The sequence below is a fragment of the Tyzzerella sp. An114 genome (assembly GCF_002161055.1).
Taxonomy (GTDB): Bacteria; Bacillota; Clostridia; order Lachnospirales; family Anaerotignaceae; genus Fimicola; species Fimicola cottocaccae.
The window spans coordinates 159,862-177,580 of the sequence record NZ_NFLT01000002.1 but is presented as its reverse complement, the minus strand read 5'-3'; the positions used below and the strand labels follow the sequence as shown (position 1 = coordinate 177,580).

Annotated in this window: 15 protein-coding genes; 3 read left to right on the top strand and 12 right to left on the bottom strand. The window is 31.2% G+C overall.

Annotated features, from left to right (window positions below; all coding sequences use genetic code 11):
- Positions 1 to 91: 91 nt before the first annotated feature.
- The 4 genes from B5E58_RS02650 to B5E58_RS02635 are packed head-to-tail and all read right to left on the bottom strand — an operon-like array spanning position 92 to position 4,709.
- The gene (locus B5E58_RS02650; RefSeq protein ID WP_088108138.1) at positions 92 to 1,570 is read right to left on the bottom strand and encodes a 4Fe-4S dicluster domain-containing protein; all 1,479 of its coding nucleotides are present in this window, start codon (positions 1,568 to 1,570) and stop codon (positions 92 to 94) included.
- Between the two features lie 18 nt (positions 1,571 to 1,588).
- Positions 1,589 to 2,758 carry a SpoIIE family protein phosphatase gene (locus tag B5E58_RS02645; protein WP_242956576.1) on the bottom strand — a complete coding sequence of 390 codons (1,170 nt, stop codon included), beginning with the start codon at positions 2,756 to 2,758 and terminating at the stop codon, positions 1,589 to 1,591.
- A 2-nt stretch (positions 2,759 to 2,760) separates the two neighbouring features.
- A complete protein-coding gene (locus B5E58_RS02640) occupies positions 2,761 to 4,467 on the bottom strand; it encodes a [Fe-Fe] hydrogenase large subunit C-terminal domain-containing protein (protein WP_158097647.1) in 1,707 nt (568 codons plus the stop codon).
- Positions 4,467 to 4,709, bottom strand: coding sequence for an NAD(P)H-dependent oxidoreductase subunit E (locus B5E58_RS02635; RefSeq protein WP_088108136.1), 243 nt, complete (start codon positions 4,707 to 4,709; stop codon positions 4,467 to 4,469). Before B5E58_RS02635 ends, B5E58_RS02640 begins: the two co-directional genes overlap by 1 nt.
- A 334-nt stretch (positions 4,710 to 5,043) precedes the next feature.
- On the opposite strand from B5E58_RS02635, the gene B5E58_RS02630 reads away from it, so the two are divergent.
- Positions 5,044 to 6,600 carry an ABC-F family ATP-binding cassette domain-containing protein gene (locus B5E58_RS02630; RefSeq protein ID WP_088108135.1) on the top strand — a complete coding sequence of 519 codons (1,557 nt, stop codon included), beginning with the start codon at positions 5,044 to 5,046 and terminating at the stop codon, positions 6,598 to 6,600.
- 95 nt (positions 6,601 to 6,695) lie between these two features.
- Here the strand turns inward: B5E58_RS02630 and yajC are convergent, their stop codons facing one another.
- Together yajC and tgt are read right to left on the bottom strand one after the other, a co-directional pair.
- Positions 6,696 to 7,151: a preprotein translocase subunit YajC gene (gene yajC, locus B5E58_RS02625; protein ID WP_088108134.1), complete on the bottom strand. Its 456-nt coding sequence runs from the start codon at positions 7,149 to 7,151 to the stop codon at positions 6,696 to 6,698.
- Between the two features lie 107 nt (positions 7,152 to 7,258).
- Positions 7,259 to 8,392: a tRNA guanosine(34) transglycosylase Tgt gene (gene tgt / locus B5E58_RS02620; RefSeq protein ID WP_088108133.1), complete on the bottom strand. Its 1,134-nt coding sequence runs from the start codon at positions 8,390 to 8,392 to the stop codon at positions 7,259 to 7,261.
- A gap of 151 nt (positions 8,393 to 8,543) precedes the next feature.
- On the opposite strand from tgt, the gene B5E58_RS02615 reads away from it, so the two are divergent.
- Positions 8,544 to 9,683: a THUMP domain-containing class I SAM-dependent RNA methyltransferase gene (locus B5E58_RS02615; protein ID WP_088108132.1), complete on the top strand. Its 1,140-nt coding sequence runs from the start codon at positions 8,544 to 8,546 to the stop codon at positions 9,681 to 9,683.
- A gap of 390 nt (positions 9,684 to 10,073) precedes the next feature.
- Entirely contained in the window at positions 10,074 to 10,304 is a 231-nt protein-coding gene (locus B5E58_RS02610; RefSeq protein WP_088108131.1) for an HPr family phosphocarrier protein, read from the top strand.
- A gap of 93 nt (positions 10,305 to 10,397) precedes the next feature.
- Here the strand turns inward: B5E58_RS02610 and B5E58_RS02605 are convergent, their stop codons facing one another.
- From B5E58_RS02605 to B5E58_RS02580, 6 genes are all read right to left on the bottom strand, one after another.
- Entirely contained in the window at positions 10,398 to 10,988 is a 591-nt protein-coding gene (locus B5E58_RS02605) for an HD domain-containing protein (RefSeq protein WP_088108130.1), read from the bottom strand.
- Positions 10,985 to 11,422: a GNAT family N-acetyltransferase gene (locus tag B5E58_RS02600; RefSeq protein WP_088108129.1), complete on the bottom strand. Its 438-nt coding sequence runs from the start codon at positions 11,420 to 11,422 to the stop codon at positions 10,985 to 10,987. Before B5E58_RS02600 ends, B5E58_RS02605 begins: the two co-directional genes overlap by 4 nt.
- Positions 11,423 to 11,479: 57 nt before the next feature.
- Positions 11,480 to 12,751 (bottom strand): phosphoribosylamine--glycine ligase, encoded by a 1,272-nt coding sequence (gene purD, locus B5E58_RS02595; RefSeq protein WP_088108128.1) that lies wholly within the window; start codon positions 12,749 to 12,751, stop codon positions 11,480 to 11,482.
- A gap of 4 nt (positions 12,752 to 12,755) precedes the next feature.
- The gene (gene purN / locus B5E58_RS02590) at positions 12,756 to 13,379 is read right to left on the bottom strand and encodes a phosphoribosylglycinamide formyltransferase (RefSeq protein ID WP_088108127.1); all 624 of its coding nucleotides are present in this window, start codon (positions 13,377 to 13,379) and stop codon (positions 12,756 to 12,758) included.
- Positions 13,367 to 14,404, bottom strand: a complete 1,038-nt coding sequence (gene purM, locus B5E58_RS02585; RefSeq protein ID WP_088108126.1) for a phosphoribosylformylglycinamidine cyclo-ligase — start codon at positions 14,402 to 14,404, stop codon at positions 13,367 to 13,369. The genes purN and purM overlap by 13 nt, the downstream gene beginning before the upstream one ends.
- A 246-nt stretch (positions 14,405 to 14,650) precedes the next feature.
- Positions 14,651 to 17,560, bottom strand: a complete 2,910-nt coding sequence (locus tag B5E58_RS02580) for an insulinase family protein (RefSeq protein WP_088108125.1) — start codon at positions 17,558 to 17,560, stop codon at positions 14,651 to 14,653.
- Positions 17,561 to 17,719 lie beyond the last annotated feature (159 nt).

Sequence of the window (17,719 nt, the reverse complement as noted above, 5' to 3'; positions counted from 1 at the left end):
GTCAATACTTTGTCATGGTAAAGCATTGTTTTTCGAAATTTTATACAATAAAAAAGGTATTTCATTAAAGAAATACCTTTTTTATTAAATATTATTCATTTTTTCCATAATCTCTTTCAAGATTTACAGAATCAAGGTCAAATACTCTTATAGCATCAAGACTGTTTTCCTCTTTTGAGAGTTTTCCGTATTTGTCAACTTCTCCAAGGTCTTTAGGTCCATGAGAGAGAGAAGCCGCACCACCTATACAACCGCCTTTACAAGCCATACCCTCAATAAAGTTGAAAGGAAGTTTGCCCATTGACGCAACTTTTATTATTTTAACACAATCTGCAAGACCGTCATATTTTGTTGGTTTGAAAGGCTTGTCTATTCCTTCAAGTTTTATAATCTGAGTAACAGCGTCTGTAACTCCTCCACTTCTTGCAAATATTCTTCCATAATATGAAGCATTGTCAAGAACAGACTCTGGAATTTCTTTGAGATTTATATCCATAGCATCAAATATTGCTTGAAGTTCCTCAAATGTCATTGTATATTCAACAGCGTCCTTAATATCTTCAAGTTTAATTTCCATTTTCTTTGCTGTACAAGGTCCAATAAATACAACTTTAGCAGTAGGGTCTGTTGATTTTATAATTCTTGCTATGGCAACCATAGGAGAAACTGTTCCAGAAACATGGCTCATCATATCAGGATAATTTTTTCTCATGTAACTTACAAAAGCAGGACAGCAAGAAGTTGTCATCCATTTTCTTTCGTCAATTGTCTCTGCAAATTCATGTCCTTCATGGTATGCTACAACATCAGCACCAAGAGCAGCCTCAACAGCATGATAAAAACCAATCTTTTCTATACCGCCTATAACTTGATTAATTTTTGCATCTGTAAACTGACTTGATATTGCAGGAGCAACAACTGCATAAACTTTATATTTTGTATTATTTTCAGAGTCTTTTATAAGTTTCATTATATCGAGAACATAAGACTTATCTACAATAGCTCCGAAAGGACAATTATAAACACAAGCACCACATGAAACACATTTTTCATCATCAATACGAGCTTTTCTGTTTTCGTCCATACTTATGGCATTTATAGCACAAGAACGTATACAAGGTCTCTGAACTTCACTTATAGCATTAAATGGACATACAGCTTTACATCTTCCACACTCAATACACTTATTCTGGTCAATATAAGCTCTGTGGTTCATTATTATAATTGCATCTTTAGGGCAATTTTCATGGCACTTATGACCAAGACAACCTCTACAAGCCTCTGTTACAACAAATCTATCAATAGGACATTCATCACAAGCTTCAGGAAGTATTTTAATTACATTATCACCTTCAAGAGGTTTCATAGTAAGTTTTGCTCTTTCCTGAATGATGTGTCTTTCTTTGTATATACAACATCTTGTCATTGGTTTTGGTCCCGGAATAAGTTTTTCTGAAATATCTTGGAGACTTTCAAGGGAATCACTCAAAGTGTTACTTAAAAGTCTTTTTACAAGTTCTTTGTTTACCATATATTTTATGTACTGAACATTACTTTCAAATTTACGCATAGCCTACCCCTTTTTCTCTTAAATATATTTTATTTTTACTTCTTTTCCCATCTCCTCAACAAGATGAGCAAGTTCCTTTATCTGATTTATTTTAAAATTAAAATTCATATCAAATCCTTCTGCTTGATGTGCCGGATTTACAGCTTGACCAACCCATAAATTAAGTTTGTCACAATCCTCTATAAGAAGTCTTGCAAGCATTGCTGCTGCATTTCTCTCCTGAAGTTTAGGAAGAATATAAGGCATTTCTCTTGGATTATTATAGGACTTTATAAGCTCTATGGCTTTATTTATAGTTATTACGCCCTCTGTTACAAGCTCTACTTTTGGAATTACAGCAACAGGAGGAACAGTAGGAGTCATTGTTGATAAATCAATCTCAACTTCACAGTTTAAAGCTCTAGCAATTATATTGGCAGTAGTACCACCACATACAACAACTTTTCCATCTGATTTAAGTATTTCATTTACAATTATAAAATCATCATCAGGATTTTTAGGAGGCCCTGTAAAAAGATTTATTTTATTCTGTCTCCTTATTTTAACAGCAAGAACTGTTGTATCATCTCCCGCTTCTCCTTCATAATATGTATTACATTGATGAAGTACTTTTCTTATGGTTGCTTTTGTTGAAATATTATTCTGTGATATTTCTTTTAAATATTTTTCAACATTTTCTCTCTGCCAACCTAAACAAAGACTTTTTCCAACTCCTGCATGGACAACTCCATCACTTACAGCTACAAGCATACTTTCTTCATCTAATTTAAAATTAGCTTCATATATTATTTTTTCATTTATAATTCTTTTTTCCTTTTCTATATTATAGCTTTCACCCTTTTTAATAAGAAATATAGAAGGATTATCAAACTCGGCTGTATAAACATTACCATCATTATAAACTTTTATAATTGTAAATGTGGAATATGCAAGTTTTCTTTCAGAGCATACAGGAAGTGTATGAACTATTGTATCTATTGTATCCTCAAGAGTTGCTCCCTCTTTAAGCATTGTTGCTGCAATTTTAGATGTAAGAGTTGCAAGTATATTTGCCTTAACACCACTTCCCAATCCGTCAGACAACACAAGTATTTTGCTATCAGGAAGATTGACCTGTTCAACATGGTCTCCACAAAGCTCCTCGCCGTATTTTATAATACTGTTATAAGCCGTATCAACAAAAAACATAATCAATCACCTTCTTTTATAACAACATCTCTAAGCTTATTAAGTGCAATTTTAGTTTCAGCAGTAGTCTCTCCCAAAAGACTTGCTATAAGCTGAGCAACTCTCATTTGTTTTTCAATTACATTGTTTGCAGTTTCAGCAGTTTGTTTTTTCAAAGCTGCAATTTCAGCCTTTCTTTTTTCATCAAGAGTTACATCCTGCATTGTTATAAGAATTTCGTTTTGTTCCTTTATATATATAATATTTTGTAAAACAACCTTATCATAGTCAACAAGTTTTACTTTTTTTCCTATTATGTCTTTTTCTTCTCTTATACATCTAAGTATATCATTGGCAGGTATAATATTTTCAATACTTCTTCCCACAATGTCAGAAGCTTCCACATTAAATATTCTCTCTGCCGTAGGATTAAAATTAAGAACCTTTAAATGTTTATTTAAAACAATTATTGTATTTCTTGAATTAAAAAATATTGTACCATTTATATTTTCAGCCTTTGAACGCATATAAGGCATACACATATCTGTTGTAGACATTCCTTCATATACAGCTTGGGCTTTTTTTCTACAACTGTCATAACCACAAGCACCACAATCAAGTTCATCAGCCCTTGAGTTTTTACCCATTTTTTTGAGTATTTTTATAATATCTTCATCGCTGGCTTTTTTTCTGATTACAGGTTTAGGCTCATATTCACAGTTTAAATCAATTTTAGACCAATCAATTTGGCTTTTATTAACTTCCCAACCTTTTTTAGCAAAAAATCTCATTCTCTGCTTTCTCATAAACATTCCTTCAGTTTTATCAAGTATAAAAGGTCCATTTATACAAGACTCATCACAAGCAGAAATACCTATATAAGATTTGCCAATAGTACCCTTTTCCATAGAAATAAAAAGATTTTTAACATGTTCAAGACCATTTATTTTGAACATATCATATCCATTTGTCTCTATAACATTGTAAAGCTCTTTAAAAATATCACCTGATATTGAATAATTTTCTCCGAATATATTTGGAGTTACATCTGGAACAGAAGGTTCCAACTCATCAATATTTATAAAACTATGTTTAAACATACGTGTAATTTCAACAAAAGTAATATGAGCATTAACAGGTACATCAGAATATAAAGGACTTGTAAGAGCTTTTTTACTCATACACGGACCTATATAAACTGTATATGCATTTTTATTTTCGGACTTTATAGCCTTTCCAAGAGCCTCAACAGGAGTAACAACAGGTATTATATACTTTGTAAGGCTAGGATAATATTTTTGTATAAACATATTAACAGAAGGACAACTACTGTTTATTATATAGTTTAAATCAGAATTATTTTTTATAAAATTTATATATTCTGATATACAAGCCTCTGAACCTGCTGCAATTTCTTGAACGGAATAAAATCCAAGCTTTCTTAGAGCTGATATAAATTTTCCCGGCTCTTTAAAAACTCCCAAATAGGCAGAGTCAAGACAAGCAACAACTCTTTGACCGGATTTTATTTTTTCCTTTACAATAGAAATATCATTATCCATATTTTTTGCATGTTTAGGACAAGCAACAAAACATTGACCACAAGCTATACATTTTTCTTCATCAATTACAGCTCTGTTATCATTAAAGCGAATAGCCTTTACAGTGCAACTTCTGACGCACTTATAACAGTTCATGCAGTGTTCGGCTGTGAAATTAAACAATTTCATCAGCATACCTTCTCCCTTACAACACTTTCAAAAAATTCATTGGCTGTATCAGGCTGTACAGAATAAACTTTATCATCAAATTTTACAGACACAGCACCAACACAATTTCCAAGACAAAAACTTGCTTTTACACTAAGTTTTTCAGAAAGTTTATTTTCTTCAATAAGTTTTTCAAAAATTTTTATTATGTCATAAGACCCCTTTAAATGACACGCACTTCCAATACAAACATTAATAACCATAAAATCGTTCTCTCCTTTTAAAATATAATAAATATGAGAATTAATATTATATAGTTAGGATACAACATTTTTTAAATTTTTTCCATAGAAACAGAATATTTTTTATACAATTCTACTATAATAATAAAATTAATAGCATTTTCATATATATTTTTTTACTTGACACCACAAACTTTTACATATTATTTTATGGATTTTGCAGATTGTATTCAAAATATATTATTTAACAAAAAAATAACACTCCTTAATTTCAAATAACACTCTGTTTATCTTGAAAACATAGCATTTTTAGTGTAAACTCAACAGAGCGATTAATTTTACAAGGAGTTTTATAATGAGTATTTTAAATGTAACAAACTTAAGCCATGGATTTGGCGACAGAGCTATTTTTAATAATGTTTCATTCCGTCTTTTAAAAGGCGAACACGTAGGCTTTATTGGTGCTAATGGCGAAGGAAAATCAACATTTATGAATATTGTCACAGGTAAGCTTCAGCCTGATGAAGGAAAAATTGAATGGGCAAAAAATGTTCGTGTAGGATACCTTGACCAGCACACAGTTCTTGAAAAAGGAATGACTATTCGTGATGTATTAAAATCAGCTTTCTCATTTCTTTTTGAAATGGAAGCAAATATGAATGAAATGTACGGAAAAATGGGAGACGCAACACCAGAAGAACTTGAAACTCTCATGGAAGAAACAGGAACTATACAAGATTTACTTGACACTCACGATTTTTATATTATAGATACAAAAGTTGATGAAGTTGGACGTGCATTAGGTCTTGATGAGATAGGTTTTGACAAAGATGTAACAGAGCTTAGTGGTGGACAGAGAACAAAAGTCCTTCTTGGAAAACTTCTTCTTGAAAAACCTGACATACTTCTTTTGGACGAGCCTACAAACTATCTTGATGAACAGCATATTGAATGGCTTAAAAGATACCTTAATGACTATGAAAATGCATTTATACTTATATCCCATGACATACCATTTTTAAATAGTGTTATAAATCTTATATATCATGTTGAAAACCAAGAAATAAACAGATATGTGGGAGACTATGACAAATTCCAAGAAATATATGCAATGAAAAAAGCACAGCTTGAAGCTGCTTACAAAAAACAGCAGCAGGAAATTGACGAGCTTAAAGACTTCGTTGCAAGAAATAAAGCAAGGGTTGCCACAAGAAACATGGCTATGTCAAGACAGAAAAAACTTGATAAAATGGACATAATAGAGCTTGCTAAGGAGAAACCAAAGCCAGAATTTAACTTCAAAGAGGCGAGAGCTTCAGGAAGATATATATTTAAAACAGATAATCTTGTTATAGGTTATGATGAACCTTTATCAAAACCATTAACTCTTGAAATGGAGAGAGGTCAGAAAATAGCTTTAACAGGTGCAAACGGTATTGGTAAAACAACACTCTTAAAAAGTATTTTGGGACTTATACCACCTCTTTCAGGTACAGTTGAGCTTGGAGACTATTTAAGTATAGGATATTTTGAGCAGGAGAAAAAATATGAAAGCAATATAAGCTGTATTGATGAAATTTGGGAGGAGTTCCCTTCATTTAATCAGTATGAAGTTCGTTCAGCTCTTGCAAAATGTGGACTTACAACAAAACACATTGAAAGTATGGTAAAAGTATTAAGCGGTGGAGAACAGGCAAAAGTACGTCTCTGTAAACTTATAAACAGAGAAAGTAATATACTCCTCTTAGACGAGCCTACAAACCATCTTGATGTTGATGCAAAAGAAGAACTTAAAAGAGCTTTAAAAGCATATAAAGGAAGTATACTTCTTATATGCCATGAACCAGAATTTTATCAGGATTTAGCTACTGATGTATGGAACTGTGAAAGCTGGACAACAAAACATATTTAATTATTTTGTTTATCAAAAAAAACCACAAAGAAATCTGTGGTTTTTTTATTATTTAAAATGAAAAAACAGCGGTAAATTTTACCGCTGTAAAAATATTAGTCTTCTTTTTTTCCAAAGCCAAATAATGATTTTTTAGGTTTTTCTTCAACAATAGATTCAGGCTCTTTGTTTGAAAGGTTAGGCTCTCTAACAAGGGCAACTTCCTGTTTGATAACAGGTATACGGATACCTTTGTTTGTACCAAACTCAATGATGAAACATTCAGCTGTAACATCAACGATTGTTCCATACATACCATTGTTTAATAATACAGAATCACCAGGTTTAATCATTGAACGCATAGCGTCTGCTTCTTTTTCTCTCTTTTTCTGTGGTCTAATAGAGAAGAAATATAAAGCACCAAAAATAACAACACAGTATATAACTATAACCATTATAGGATTTGACATAAATCCACCTGTTGCCTGTGTTGTACTTTCAGCAGCTCCACTTGTTCCGCCATTTCCCACTATTGAACTTGTGCCACTGAGTAAGTAAAATAAATTGCTCATTAAAATTCTCTCCTTTTTTACTTATTATTCTCAGAATAATAAAACATAGTATATAAATTATATTAAAATCATTTAAAATAGTCAAATTAAATTTTAATATAACAAAATTATTTGCCGTTTTCCTTAAATCCTTCAAGTTTTGCTTTCTTATACTCTGCAAATGTTCCATTTTCAATGGCATCTCTTATTTCTTCCATCATTGTATTGAAGAAATGAAGATTATGCATAACACAAAGACGCATAGCAAGCATTTCTTTCGCCTTGAAAAGATGACGTATATAAGCCTTTGTATATCTCTGACAAGTTGGACAAGTACAAGTTTCGTCAATAGGTGTATCATCAAGCTCATATTTTGCATTCATAAGATTGAGTTTACCCTTATTTGTATAAACATTGGCATGACGTCCATTTCTTGCAGGAAGGACACAGTCAAAGAAATCAACACCTCTTTCAACAGCTTCAAGAATATTTTCAGGAGTTCCGACACCCATAAGGTATGTAGGTTTATTCTGAGGAAGGTATGGTACTACCTCTTCTAATATACGATACATTTCCTCGTGAGTCTCACCTACTGCAAGACCTCCTATTGCATATCCGTCTAAATCCATGTCAGAAATAACTTTCGCATGCTCAATTCTTATATCAGCATAAGTTGCACCCTGATTTATACCAAAGAGCATCTGTTTTTTATTTATTGTATCATCAAGATTATTAAGTCTATCAATCTCAGCCTTTGAACGAGCAAGCCATCTTGTTGTTCTAGCAACAGACTGTTCAACATAATTTCTTTCAGCAGGTATTCCAATACACTCATCAAAAGCCATAGCTATTGTAGAAGCTAAATTTGACTGTATTCTCATACTTTCTTCTGGTCCCATAAATATTTTTCTTCCGTCAATATGGGAATTAAAATATACACCCTCCTCTGTTATTTTTCTAAGAGAAGTAAGTGAAAAGACCTGAAATCCGCCAGAATCTGTCAATATTGGTTTGTCCCAAACCATAAATTTATGAAGACCTCCAAGTTTTTTAACAACTTCATCTCCCGGTCTCAAATGAAGATGATATGTGTTTGAAAGCTCAACTTGACATTTTATTTTTTCAAGGTCTTCTGTTGAAAGTGCACCTTTTATAGCTGCAAGAGTTCCAACATTCATAAAAACAGGTGTCTGTATAACACCATGAGGAGTGTGAAACTCACCTCTTTTTGCTCTACCACAAGTTTTTAATAATTTATACATTCATACTCTCCATTCTTTATAATTAAATAAATCAACCAATAAATAATATACATTTAATCATTATTTTTTTCAAGTATAATAATTATGTATATCATAAAATGATTTTTTTTGATATAATAAAACTCAAATAAATATATAATGGAGAAATTTTATGGAAAAAATAAATCTTATTGCTACAACAACATTTGGTCTTGAGGCTGTTGTAAAAAGAGAGCTTATGGCTTTAGGCGTTGATGATATACACGCTTCTGACGGTAAAATCGAATTTACAGGTGATGAAAGCACTATTGTAAAAACAAATATGTGGCTTCGCTGTGCCGGTCGTGTTTGGATAAAAATGGGTGAATTTAAGGCTGTTACATTTGATGAGCTTTTCGAGAAAACAAAAGCCCTTCCTTGGGGTGACTGGATACCTGTTGACGGAAAATTTACTGTTGTGGGAAAATCTGTTAAATCAACTCTTTTCAGCGTTTCAGACTGTCAGGCAATAGTTAAAAAGGCTGTTGTTGAAAAATTAAAACAAAAATACAAAGTTGACTGGTTTGATGAAACAGGAGCAGAATATAAAATTCAAGTTTCAATACTTAAAGATGTTGTTACATTAGCCATTGACACATCAGGCTCAAGCCTTCATAAAAGAGAATACCGTGCCGATGCTATGACAGCTCCTTTAAAAGAGTCTCTTGCAGCTGCTATGGTACTTTTAAGTTATTGGAGAAAAGACAGAATACTTCTTGACCCATTCTGTGGTTCAGGAACAATTCCTATTGAAGCAGCTCTTATAGGAAGAAATATTGCACCGGGATTAAACAGAAAATTTGCCTCTGAAGAATGGGAAAGAATTGACCCAGCTTTATGGAAACAAGCAAGAGTTGACGCTTATAAGGCTATAAACTATGATTGTGAACTTGAAATATACGGCAGTGACATAGACCCTGAAGCAATAGAAGTTGCAAAAGAAAATGCTATAAAAGCTGGTGTTGATGATTGTATAACATTTGAAGTAAAACCATGTCAAGATATTAAGCTTATGGGAGACTATGGTGTTCTTATAACAAACCCTCCTTATGGTGAGCGTTTAGGTGAGCTTAAAGAAGTTGAAAATCTTTACAGGGCTTTGGGAAGAATTATGGCTGACAATACAACATGGTCAACATATCTTATAACATCAATGGAATACTTTGAAAAACTCTTTGGAAGAAAAGCAGATGCGAAACGTAAACTTTTCAACGGAAGAATAAAAACAGATTACTATCAATTCTACGGTCCAAGACCACCAAAAAAACAGTAATATATATTAATGCAGAGTATTAAAAACACTCTGCATTTTTATTTTTCTTAAAAAGTGCACAAATTTTATATACTTATTTTATATAACTCTAACAATTTTAAGAAATATATTTTTTCGTCATATTTTTATAATTTTAAAACCTTTAACATATTTAAACAACTGCTTTATACAATAATTATGTTAACTAATTTGTTTTGATACAAAAGAATATATGCAATTATATCATTATTACAGTATTTTTATTTGTATTTTTTATTCATTTTTTAACTATTTAACAGACTAACAAAATATAAATCATAACAAAACATCTTCCCTTTTCTAAAATTTATGATATAATAATAAACGTAATAAGGAATGACAATTATTAGTAACCAGAAAGGGGACTTTTAAATGATAAAGAAAATTAACATAAAAGGTTTAGATGATATAAGAACAATTAATCAGGCAGCTTCAAACTGCAACTATGATGTATGGCTTCACAGTAAATCAACAATGGTTGATGCAAAATCAATTCTTGGTTTACTTGCTCTTGACTTCAATGAACAGATTGACCTTGTTGTTGAAGATGGAGTAAACACTAAAGGCTTATTTAATGAGTTATCAGATTATATTGCAAAATAATTTGACATAAAACCTTCTTAATAAAATTTTTAATTTAATGATAATCCTACAACCCTAAAAAAATAGGTATTTCCAAAGGAAATACCTATTTTTTCATCTTATTTTTAAATATCCCTTTTCAACAGACAAATCAAGTATAGCTGTCAAAAGTTCTGCAAACTCTTTAGGACCTTCAAAAACAACTTTATTTCTTTTTTCAACTTGGTCTCTATATATTCCATGTTCTTTCCAAGCCTTACCCTCTGTGGCATAGTTTAACATTATAGGCTGTATTCTATCAAGCATCGAAGCAAATTTTGCTTCTTTTGTGTCAACTCTTTCAAATTCTTCCCACAACTCTTTATATTCTTTTCCCTGTTCTTCCGGTAAAAGTCCATATATTTTTTCAGCTGCTTTTTTCTCTCTTTCTTCTTTGTCAAGATTAGCTTCTGCATCATAACAATATGTATCACCAGCATATATTTCAACTAAATCATGCATTAAAACCATTTTCATTGTTTTTAAAACATCTATATCATCACCCATATATTCAGAGAGAACAAAAGCCATAAGGGCAAGATGCCAAGAATGTTCTGCATCATTTTCAGTTCTGTCACCACTTGAAACATATGTCTGACGAAATATATTTTTTGCCTTATCTATTTCATATATAAATTCCATTTGTTTTTTAAGTCTATCTTTCATAAGCTTCCCCTCTCCCACTTCATTCTATATTCATATTCATTTGTATTTTCATCAAAGTGTTTCTCTTCAATACGAAAACCATTTTTAATATAAAAATTGAAAGCCTTTTTATTTTTTTCATAAACATCAAGTTTAAGCAAATCATATTTATTTTTCAAATATTTAATAAGCTCTGTTCCAATGCCTTTTCCCCTAAAAATATCATCTGTAAATATTCCTGCAATATATCCATCATCAACACCAGCAAAGGCTTTTACAATATTATTTTCATAATAAACATATACTTCCGAATTTAATATACATTCTTTTACAAATTCAAAATTATCATGCCAATATTTTTCATCTACAAAACTATGGACAGAAACATTTGATTTAAGCCATATATCCATAATATTATTAATATCTATAATATTAAAATCAGCTTTTTTAATCATAAAATACTCCTTAATCTCAAAAAGGCTGACACCATAAAGGTATCAGCCAAAAAAATATTAAAGTTTATATTCTTTTCTTCCTATATCTGTGCGGAAATGTTTCTTTTCAAAATCAACAATTTCAACACCTTCATAAGCTATTTTTATAGCTTCATTTATGTCTTTTCCTATACCTGTGATACCTAAAACACGTCCACCATTTGTAACAAGTTTACCGTCTTTTTCTGCTGTTCCTGCATGAAATACAACGATATCATCACGTTTTGCAATTTCATCAAGACCTTTTATCTCAAAGCCTTTTTCATAAGCAACAGGATATCCACCACTGGCAAGGACAACACAAACAGCTGCGTTATCATACCATTCAATATTCATATCAGCAAGTTTTCCATCAACACAAGCTTCCATAATTTCAAGAAGGTCTGTTTTAAGTCTTGGAAGTATAACCTGTGTTTCAGGGTCTCCGAAACGAGCGTTATATTCAATAACTTTCATACCGTCTTTTGTGAGCATAAGTCCAAAGTAAAGTATACCAACAAAAGGACGTCCCTCTTTAGCCATAGCATCAACAGTAGGCTGGAATATTGTTTTCATACATTCTTCATTCATTTCTTCTGTATAGAAAACACTTGGTGAGAATGTACCCATACCACCTGTATTAAGTCCTTTGTCACCGTCAAGGGCTCTTTTATGGTCCTGTGCACTAACCATAGGAACAACAGTTTTTCCGTCACAGAATGATAAAACAGAAACTTCTGGTCCCTGTAAAAATTCTTCGATTACAACAGCATTTCCTGCTGAGCCGAATTTTTTATCAAGCATAATCTCTTTAAGTCCGCTTTCAGCTTCCTCTCTTGTCATGCATATTAAAACACCTTTTCCAAGAGCAAGACCATCAGCTTTTATAACAATAGGCATTTCCTGATTATCAAGATATTTTTTAGCTTCCTCATAATCTGTAAATGACTCATATTTCGCAGTAGGTATGCCATATTTTTTCATAAGGTCTTTTGAAAAAGCCTTGCTTCCCTCAATTATAGCAGCATTTTTTCTTGGTCCAAAAACTCTTAAACCTTCTTTTTCAAAAGCATCAACAACACCACCAACAAGAGGGTCGTCCATACCTATTATAGTAAAATCTATTTTTTCAGACTTTGCAAAGTCAACAAGTTTATCAAATTCCATAGCACCAATAGGAACACATTCAGCATCAAGTCCTATTCCTGCATTTCCAGGAGCACAGTATATTTTTTCAATAGCAGTATTTTTTTTGAGACGCCAAACAATAGCATGTTCACGTCCACCGCTTCCAACTACAAGTACTTTCATTTTATTACTTCCTCCTTACCTTATTACCAACAATCTCAATTTTTCCTTCTGCAAAAAGTTTTATAGCTTCAGGGAATATCTTCCATTCTGCTTCAATCATAACTTTCTTTTGAAGGCTTTCAGGAGTATCATCATCATCAATATATACAGCTTTCTGAAGTATTATAGGGCCTGCATCTGTCTCCTCAGTTACAAAATGAACTGTTGCACCTGTAACTTTTACGCCTTTTTCAAGAGCTGCTTCATGTACCTTTAAACCATAATATCCATTACCACAGAAAGAAGGTATTAAAGAAGGGTGAATATTCATTATTCTATTTCTGAAAGCATTTATAAAGTAAGGTCCTATTACAACCATAAATCCTGCCATTATAACAAGGTCTACTTCTCTACTTTCAAAATGTTCAACAAGAGCTTTTTCATAAAGCTCACTGTTTTCAAAATCTTTTTTTCTTATAACTACGCCTTCTATGTTATGGTTTTTAGCTCTCTCAAGGGCATATGCCTTTGGACTACTGCTTACAAGAGTAACAATCTTTGCATTTTCTATGTATCCACTTTCTATACTGTCAACTATTGCCTGAAAGTTTGTGCCTCCGCCAGAAACAAGAACTCCTATTTTAAGCATATTTCTACCTCTTTTTCATTTGATGTTATTTTTCCTATAACATAAGCTTTTTCATTCATGCCTTCAACAACTTCCATAACTTTTGAAACGTTTTCAGGGGCAACAACAAGAACCATACCAATACCCATATTGAAAGTATTGTACATACTCATTCTTTCAACCTGTCCAAGTTCCTGCATAAGTTCAAAAATAGGAAGTACAGGCCATGTTCCTTCTTCAATTGTAGCACATAATTTCTTTTCTTTTGGAATACATCTTGGAATATTTTCGATAAATCCTCCACCTGTGATGTTGCTTATACCTTTGATTTCAACATTTTTGATAAGTTCAAGGATTTCTTTTACATAGATTTTTGTAGGTTTAAGAAGTGACTCTCCCAGAGTTTCTCCAAGGCTTTCAACATACTCCTTGCAGTTTTCCTCTGTGATTTTGAAAATTTTTCTTACAAGGGAATAACCGTTACTGTGAATACCGCTTGAAGGAAGTCCAATTATAACATCTCCTTCTTTAATATTTTCACCAGTAATCATATTTTTCTTATCAACTATACCAACAGCAAAACCTGCCATATCATATTCATCTTCAGGGTAGAAACCTGGCATTTCCGCAGTTTCTCCACCAATAAGAGCACAGCCTGACTGACGACAGCCCTCTGCAACACCGCTTACAATATCAGCTATTTTTTCTGGAATATTTTTTCCACAAGCAATATAATCAAGGAAAAAGAGTGGTTCAGCTCCATTACAAATTATATCGTTTACACACATAGCAACACAGTCTATACCTACTGTATTATGCTTGTCCTGTACAAAAGCAAGTTTGAGTTTTGTACCAACACCGTCTGTACCTGAAATAAGAACAGGCTCTTCCATTTTCATCTGTGCCAGTGAAAAAAGACCACCAAATCCTCCTATGTCGCTTAAAACTTCTTTTCTAAAAGTGCTTTTTACGTGTTCACCCATAAGTTTTACGGATTTGTATCCAGCTTCAACGTCAACACCTGCATCTTTGTAATTAAGACCCATTTTTGTATCCTCCTTATTTTTCGGTTGTGTTTATTACAACAATGTATAAAAAAAGCAAAACAGACCTCTTTCGAAATCTGTTTCAGCTTTGATTTAATGATTGGATTTACCAAATTTCTATAATATATTTTTATCATAGGACCCAAAAAAAGTCAACAAAAAGGCTTTGATTATATAGTTATAGAAATATACTTCGTCAGTCCATATAAAAATATGGCTTATTATAAAAAATTTTAGGTTAAATTTTTAAATATCTGTAATTTTTTCAAATATATTTTTGTTTTCATTTATTTTTGACTCATTTCCTATTACACATATACTTGATTTTTTCATAATTTTGTCAAACATAGCCCCATAAGAGCGTATTTTTTCAATATCAGCAGACAAAATTCCATCTCTTTCTTTCTGTCTTATATCATCTGAAATATTGCACATATAAGCAGCAAAAGATATATCAGCTCTTTCTGCCATTGATTTTGGTCTATCAAAGTTATTTATTGTACCAATTATGTATTTTTTCATTTCTCTTTCATCAGCATTAAAATTGCTTATAAATTCCCCTATATTGTCAAAAGCATCAAGAGTCTCTTTAATATTAGGGTCTCTGTAAGAATAGCAGTATACATTACCATTTTTAAGTATCTGACAACCACTTCCATAAGCTCCGCCTTGAACTCTAACCACATTCCACAAATATTCAAGATTTATAATTGTTTTTAAAACATTCATATCCCCAGAATATGTATATCCATAATCTTTATAGTTTGTAGCCTTTGCATCATATACTATCTTTCCACCTGTCGTAAAAGCTTCACTATTTATTGATTTATCAAAATCATATTTTACAATATCAAATTTATAATCAGGTAATTTTGATACAAAATTTTCAAAATTCTCTTTATATTCTGATATATACTTTTCATCAGTCTCAAAAGCAGCAATAACATTATTTTTATTGAATATATGTTTATATGTTTCTTTTATATTTTCAATTATGTTATCAAAATCATTTTCAATTCTTTTTTCAATATCACATAAAAATTTATAGTATGCTATTCCAGATGTTCTATCTTTATATATAGAGTTATCAGCAAAATGAGAGAGAGCCTTTATACTTGAAACCATATGAGCATTGTTTAATATTTTATTTTCAAGATTGAGTTTTTCAGCTTTTATTACGTTTTTAAAATCATCTTTATTGTCAAAAACAGTATTAAACACAATCTCATCAAAAAGCTCAAACATTTTTGACATATTATCTTTTATAGCTTTTCCATTAAGTGATACAACAGGAGTATAATCCTCTTTATTTCTTGTATATATATCAAAACTTAATGACACATCTCCAGTATACATATTTATTTCAGTAGGAAGTTTTCTGAAACTATATTTTTTCGTTCCCATTTTTCCCATTATATCAGTCAAAAGACCTGCGTATTCAATAAGATTTTCAGGCACATTTCTTGTATCAAATACAATCTGACTATAAACTATTTTATTTGTGTCATAAGGTGTAAAATGTAAAACACCACATTCAGTATCTATTATACGGCTATCTATTTTCTCAATACTTTTTTCTATCTCATCAATTTCTATAACAGGTATTGACTCAAGATTTTGTTTTGTATCTGTCCTATTTTGATATTCTCTCAAACTTTCATTTTCTTTTATAATCTGATTTTTTTCATAATCTGACATTTTTGAGAGTATTTCATCAAGTTTCTCATCTGTTTTTTTATCAATTTCAGCTTGTTTTCCAATTTCAGGAGAAACAACAACAAGAGATGAATGTTCATTATCAATTAAACAATCTTTTATGATATTCTCAAAATACCCTTTTTCACTTTCCTCTCTTATTTTGTCCATATACTTCCATCTATAAAACCCATCAAAAGGATTTTCATTATGAAGCCATACTTTCATAGCTTTAAGACCATAAGCCAATCCCTTTGGTTTATATCCATAGTTTTCTTCTCTCATATGAAATTCAAAAACATTTAAACTTGATTTTATAACATCTCTGTCTATACCTTCATCAGAAATTCGTTTAAGCTCTGAAAGTATTATATTTTTAAATTCGTCTTTTCTTTTTAAATCACAATTTTTTCCAACAATACTTAAAACTGTCTCATAGGTTGATGAGTCATACCAACCTTCTATATCTTCAGCTATTCCAGAATCAACAAGTTTTCTTTTTATAGCTGAGTCATTAGTCTCAAAAAGTATATATGAAAGTATATCCATAGAAAGAGTATGTAAAGGATTATCGGATTTTCCTGTAACAATATTGTACGCTATATATGAACCTTCATCATCACTTTGGGCTGAATATGTATCAGAATAAACATTATTTTTTATATATGAATTATCCTCTTTTATTTCAGGAATACATGATGTTTTTTCATACTTTGAAAGATATTCTTCGTCTATATATTTAAGATGTTTTTCAATATTCATGTGTCCATAAAGGTATATATAACTGTTTGAAGGGTGATAATATTTCTTATGAAAATCAATAAATTCATTATATGTTAATTGAGGTATATATTCAGGGTCTCCCCCAGACTCATATTTATAGGGAGAATTTGAAAATAAACTTTCTGAAATTGTACCTGCAAGTATTCTTTCTGGGTCTGAAAAAGCCCCCTTCATCTCATTATATACAACACCTGTATATTTGAGTTTTGTTTTATCTTCGTTAAATTCATAATGCCAACCCTCTTGAAGAAAAATTTCTTTTCTTTCATATATAAGAGGATTAAAAACTGCATCAATATAAACATTCATAAGATTTTCAAAATCTTTTTCGTTTGTGCTTCCTATTGGATATACAGTTTTATCGGCATATGTTAACGCATTGAGATATGTATTTAAAGAACCCTTTGCAAGCTCATTAAAAGGGTCTTTGACTCTATATTTTTCAGAACCACATAAAACAGAATGTTCCATTATATGGGCTGTACCCTTATGATTTTCTGGTGGTGTCTTAAATGTAGTGAAAAAAACTCTATTTTTGTCATCATTAGAAACATAAATAAGTCTTGCTCCACTCTTTTCATGATTAAAGAGATATACATCCGAATTTATATCTTCAATATATTCTTTAGCTGTAAGGATAAAACCATAATATTTTTCATTTATTTTAAAATTTGTCATAGTATCATTCCTTGCTTTTAAAAATTTATAGATTAGATTATAACCTCTTTCGACATTTATTTCAAAGGTTAAAAATTTTATAAAAAACTATTGACAAATATATATTTCTAATTTATAATCATTATCAGATAACAACAATTTAATTTTATTGAATTATCA

Excerpts from the sequence above, each read along its gene's own strand:
- B5E58_RS02650 (WP_088108138.1), bottom strand. The coding sequence starts at position 1,570 with ATGCGTAAATTTGAAAGTAATGTTCAGTACATAAAATATATGGTAAAC.
- B5E58_RS02645 (WP_242956576.1), bottom strand. The coding sequence starts at position 2,758 with ATGTTTTTTGTTGATACGGCTTATAACAGTATTATAAAATACGGCGAG.
- B5E58_RS02640 (WP_158097647.1), bottom strand. The coding sequence starts at position 4,467 with ATGAAATTGTTTAATTTCACAGCCGAACACTGCATGAACTGTTATAAG.
- B5E58_RS02635 (WP_088108136.1), bottom strand. The coding sequence starts at position 4,709 with ATGGTTATTAATGTTTGTATTGGAAGTGCGTGTCATTTAAAGGGGTCT.
- B5E58_RS02630 (WP_088108135.1), top strand. The coding sequence starts at position 5,044 with ATGAGTATTTTAAATGTAACAAACTTAAGCCATGGATTTGGCGACAGA.
- yajC (WP_088108134.1), bottom strand. The coding sequence starts at position 7,151 with ATGAGCAATTTATTTTACTTACTCAGTGGCACAAGTTCAATAGTGGGA.
- tgt (WP_088108133.1), bottom strand. The coding sequence starts at position 8,392 with ATGTATAAATTATTAAAAACTTGTGGTAGAGCAAAAAGAGGTGAGTTT.
- B5E58_RS02615 (WP_088108132.1), top strand. The coding sequence starts at position 8,544 with ATGGAAAAAATAAATCTTATTGCTACAACAACATTTGGTCTTGAGGCT.
- B5E58_RS02610 (WP_088108131.1), top strand. The coding sequence starts at position 10,074 with ATGATAAAGAAAATTAACATAAAAGGTTTAGATGATATAAGAACAATT.
- B5E58_RS02605 (WP_088108130.1), bottom strand. The coding sequence starts at position 10,988 with ATGAAAGATAGACTTAAAAAACAAATGGAATTTATATATGAAATAGAT.
- B5E58_RS02600 (WP_088108129.1), bottom strand. The coding sequence starts at position 11,422 with ATGATTAAAAAAGCTGATTTTAATATTATAGATATTAATAATATTATG.
- purD (WP_088108128.1), bottom strand. The coding sequence starts at position 12,751 with ATGAAAGTACTTGTAGTTGGAAGCGGTGGACGTGAACATGCTATTGTT.
- purN (WP_088108127.1), bottom strand. The coding sequence starts at position 13,379 with ATGCTTAAAATAGGAGTTCTTGTTTCTGGCGGAGGCACAAACTTTCAG.
- purM (WP_088108126.1), bottom strand. The coding sequence starts at position 14,404 with ATGGGTCTTAATTACAAAGATGCAGGTGTTGACGTTGAAGCTGGATAC.
- B5E58_RS02580 (WP_088108125.1), bottom strand. The coding sequence starts at position 17,560 with ATGACAAATTTTAAAATAAATGAAAAATATTATGGTTTTATCCTTACA.